This window comes from Breznakia sp. PF5-3 (genome assembly GCF_029504745.1).
Lineage (GTDB): Bacteria > Bacillota_I > Bacilli_A > Erysipelotrichales > Erysipelotrichaceae > Breznakia.
In genome coordinates, this window is sequence record NZ_JAQFIQ010000076.1 from 1 (window position 1) to 4093 (window position 4093).

At 32.0% G+C, this 4093-nt stretch carries 5 protein-coding genes; all 5 read right to left on the reverse strand.

Annotated features, from left to right (window positions below; all coding sequences use genetic code 11):
- Nucleotides 1-167: 167 nt before the first annotated feature.
- The 5 genes from M2475_RS11265 to M2475_RS11285 all read right to left on the reverse strand — a co-directional run bounded on the left by M2475_RS11265 (nucleotide 168) and on the right by M2475_RS11285 (nucleotide 4041).
- Complete coding sequence (locus M2475_RS11265) at nucleotides 168-1397, reverse strand: DUF349 domain-containing protein (RefSeq protein ID WP_277491623.1); 1230 nt, start codon at nucleotides 1395-1397, stop codon at nucleotides 168-170.
- Between the two features lie 82 nt (nucleotides 1398-1479).
- Nucleotides 1480-2223 carry an NYN domain-containing protein gene (locus M2475_RS11270; RefSeq protein ID WP_277491625.1) on the reverse strand — a complete coding sequence of 248 codons (744 nt, stop codon included), beginning with the start codon at nucleotides 2221-2223 and terminating at the stop codon, nucleotides 1480-1482.
- A gap of 60 nt (nucleotides 2224-2283) precedes the next feature.
- Nucleotides 2284-3084, reverse strand: coding sequence for a histidinol-phosphatase HisJ family protein (locus M2475_RS11275; RefSeq protein ID WP_277491627.1), 801 nt, complete (start codon nucleotides 3082-3084; stop codon nucleotides 2284-2286).
- Between the two features lie 116 nt (nucleotides 3085-3200).
- Nucleotides 3201-3842 (reverse strand): HAD-IA family hydrolase, encoded by a 642-nt coding sequence (locus tag M2475_RS11280; RefSeq protein WP_277491629.1) that lies wholly within the window; start codon nucleotides 3840-3842, stop codon nucleotides 3201-3203.
- Between the two features lie 16 nt (nucleotides 3843-3858).
- Nucleotides 3859-4041, reverse strand: a complete 183-nt coding sequence (locus M2475_RS11285; RefSeq protein ID WP_277491631.1) for a hypothetical protein — start codon at nucleotides 4039-4041, stop codon at nucleotides 3859-3861.
- Between the last annotated feature and the right edge of the window lie 52 nt (nucleotides 4042-4093).

Consider the following 4093-nt stretch of genomic DNA (forward strand, 5'->3'; position numbering starts at 1 on the left):
TTTTGTTGTTTTTTGTTTTCATATAAAAAATCTCTCCGTTTCTTTTATCATATCACGGAAAGATTTCTTATTTACACAGATTTATTTACACACTCTCAGGAATCAGTCCTTAACGACTATTTAATTATTGTGTCCAACTAATTGGGTTCACTTCATATGCCTTGCTTTTAATCTTCTAAAGTTTTATATTTTTCATTCATCTCTTTTAGTTGTTCATTTAAATCTGCTATCTTTTTTAAATTTTCATCAATGTATCCTTGCAACTTTGTAATCTCTTGATTCCTTTGATTCGTAATTTCCCAACGATCCTCTTGATTTCCCATAACTGGTTCTTGATTTCTAATTTCGATGATTTGTGTTTCTAAATCTTTATTAATTGTTTCTAAATCAGATACTTGTTTATTACGACGTTTAATTCCATCATATAAGTTATCTTTAAACTTTCCTTTTTTCTGTTCATAATACTCGTTTTGACGTGAATAAAACTTTTCTCTTGCTTGTTGAAATTGTCCCCATAAAGCATCTTCTTTATCTCTACCAGCAGAACCTGCTTTTTTCCAACGATCCATCAACTCACGCATTTGTGCTGCTGTCTCTTTAAAATCCTCACTATCGCAAATTGCTTCTGCTTCTTTAATTAATTCTTCTTTTATCTTTAAACTTTCTGCCTGACGAACTTCCATTTCATCAAAGTATTTATCTTGGTTTTGGAAAAATATTTGACGAGCCTCATTGAACTGTTCCCACAGAAGATCATTATCTTCTCTGCCTGCATTTCCTGCAGCTTTCCATTCATCCATTAATTCCCGCATCAACTTTGATGTTTCTTTCCATCTCGTTGAACCGCTCGCTTCTTGTGCCTTTTTGATCAACTCTTCTTTTACTTCTTTGGCACTACGACGATTGGCGTGTAAATCATCATAATATTTTTCTTTCGCTTCAAAAACCTCATTAAAAGCATCTTTGAATTGACGGTTCAAATCAGCATCGACATCTTGTCCTGCATAAGCGGCTTCTTCCCAATCATCTTTAAGTTCATAAAGTACTTTGGTGATGTCTTTCCAATCATTTGTTTCTTTAAGTTCTGCAATTTCTTTTAAAAGTTCTTCCTTTTGCTGTTTTCCCTCTCTTTGGAATTCAGCGCGTTCTAAATGTTTATTAAAATTACGTAATGCTTGGCGATATTCATTATCCAATTGAACATTAATATGCCCAGGTACTTCATCGCCTTTCAGTTGCTCCCATGCATTCGCAATTGTTTCTTTTGCTTCTGAATACAATTGTTCATTGTCTTTCATAATCTCATAAATCGCATCGATTATAAGACGTTTTTTCTCCGCATTAGTCTGTTCTAAACTTAAAATCTCTTCCATTTTTTTTGTTACATAGTTCATCATAAAAATCCACCTCACTCTATATTATACTAGAAAATCAAAAAAACTCTAACTTATTTGTTAGAGAAAGTAATATATTTTATTATTATCGCTTTTTTTGTTTTATCTTTACTAATTTATGTACAACATGTGAATCCGCTGACTTAACGGATTTGATTTCAAAATTACCCAATGATGAAATCAAAGGTGTTAGCTTTGAATACCCATAATTACGTACATCAAAATCAGGGAATCGTTTACTCAACATATTTCCTAATGATGACATGTTTGCCCAACCTTCATCATCAGATATATCAGTAATAATCGAACGAATCGAATTGGTTAATGTTTTTATATCATCTTTGTTTTCAACAATCTTTGCATTCTTCTCATCTTCACTTGTATCACTAAATGCATCTAATAATGTCTCTAAATACTTAAACCGCTCACACGCGACAATAAACGGACGTGGTGTCTTCTTTTCACCCATTCCAACTACTAACTTACCAGACTCCCTTAATCGAGAAGCAAGCTTAGTAAAATCACTGTCACTAGACACAATACAAAACCCATCGACATTTTTTGAATACAAAATATCCATAGCATCAATAATAAGTGCAGAGTCAGTTGAATTTTTACCAACAGTATACCCATACTGTTGAATTGGTGTAATGGAATATTCCAATAATGTATCCTTCCAATTTTTTGTATGTGAATCTGTCCAGTCCCCATAAATACGTTTGTATGTTGGAACTCCATGATTTGGCAATTCTTCAAAAATGTATTTAATATACTTTGCTGATATATTCTCTGCATCTATCAAAACTGCCAATTTTATTTCTTTCTCCATATTTACTCCTTTCCTTTTCTTTTATTATATAAGGTTTCCAAGAAATGAAAACTGTTTTACTTATAACTTATGAAAAATAGGCTTCATTTTTTCAAATGTACAAAACTCTTTAAACCCTATTTTCTTCAATTCTGCTTTTGCTACATCAATATCTTTTCCTAAATCCATAACTGTATGAGCATCTGAACCAAACGTAATTATTCTTCCACCCAATTCATAATACCACTCTAAAATCTCTTTAGCCGGATGAAAGTCTCCCAGTTTATATCGAATTCCAGAAGTGTTGATTTCAATCCCTTTTCCATCTTCAATTACTTGTTTCAATAGTTCCATAATGATTGCTTTTTGTTCTTTATCTGTATCTAATGTATAACTACAATAACGCTTCATTAAATCCAAATGCCCCAACACACTATAATAATCTTTAAACGCTTGGTGCAATTGAATAAGATATTCATAATATCCACGAAAACATTCCTCTGAAGTTTTTCCTCGTTGATAATCATTTAACCAAAATTCTTCATTATCAATTTGATGACAAGACATGATTGCAAAATCTAAATTATTATCTTTCACAATATCCTCATATTCCTTAATATATGGAAGTTGTACACCCAATTCTAACCCTTTTTTTATTACCAATCTATTTTTATACTCATCTTGCAGATTTTTAAGTGCTTCATCATATCCTTCGTAGTCAATTATCTGATCTGGTTCTAATCCATTTCCACCAAACAAATCGATATGATCTGTAAAAACGATTTCATCCATTCCATCGTTTATGGCTTTCTCACAATAGGCATGTAAACTAGCCTCTGAATCTACACTAAATCTTGTATGAACATGATAATCTACTTTCAAAACATTACCTCAACCTTCTCTAATACCCCGTTATTATAGCATTTACCCTATAAAATACAACTCATCTTAGTGATTCTTCACATAAAAGAAGAGAAACAATCTCGCTGTTTCTCTTACTATTTAATATTCAAAATTTTTAGCACATCATATGGTGTATCAAGAATATATTTTGCTGGTAAATCAAGGTTTTGAACAACACCCCAATTTGCTAGTGCAAAATCACAATTCGCTGCTGCAGCACAATCTGCATCCACCTTCGAATCACCAATATATAAAACGTTGTTCATCGTAATTTTTGTGATATCACAAAACGTATATAGGGATTCAGGGTTTGGTTTTGGATGTTTCAAAATATCAGAAGTTATAATATATTCAAACTGTAAGAACGTAGAATTCCCAATTTGAGATTCAACTTCTTCCCAACCATCTCTTCTTCTTGAAGTATTTACCCCAAGAATATACCCATGCTTTTTTAAGATGTGTATTGTTTCACTGATTCCATCAAAAGCTTTGACATTTTTCAATGTCTTTTCATGCTCTCCAAAACAATATTGATGAAATTTCGCTTTGTTTTTGTCTTCAATATGTAAATATTGATGAATTTCATCAGCAGTAGAAAAATAACATTGAATAAAATGTTCATAAGGTAATTTTTCACGCTTTGGATATAGTTTATGATAACCATGATAGATTAGCTCGATCATCACACTGGAATTTACGAGGGTTCCATCACAATCAAATACAATTGCTTTATACATATTTCCCCCTTTACTTTTATAAAATTTGTTTGCATAACTCTGCTAGTTTTTCTGCTACAATCTCTTCCCTATCACCATAAATGCGAAAGCGAATTACCTCACCTTGTTTCACTGGGAGATCCATTAATAACGCTAAGCGTTTAGTTTCAACAATCTGCTTAATTATTTTTGAAAGTTCCTCTTCACCCCCTTTTCTCATTGAAAGTTCCTTTTTATAATAAAATTAGGATATGTGCAAACTTTAAGGAGGT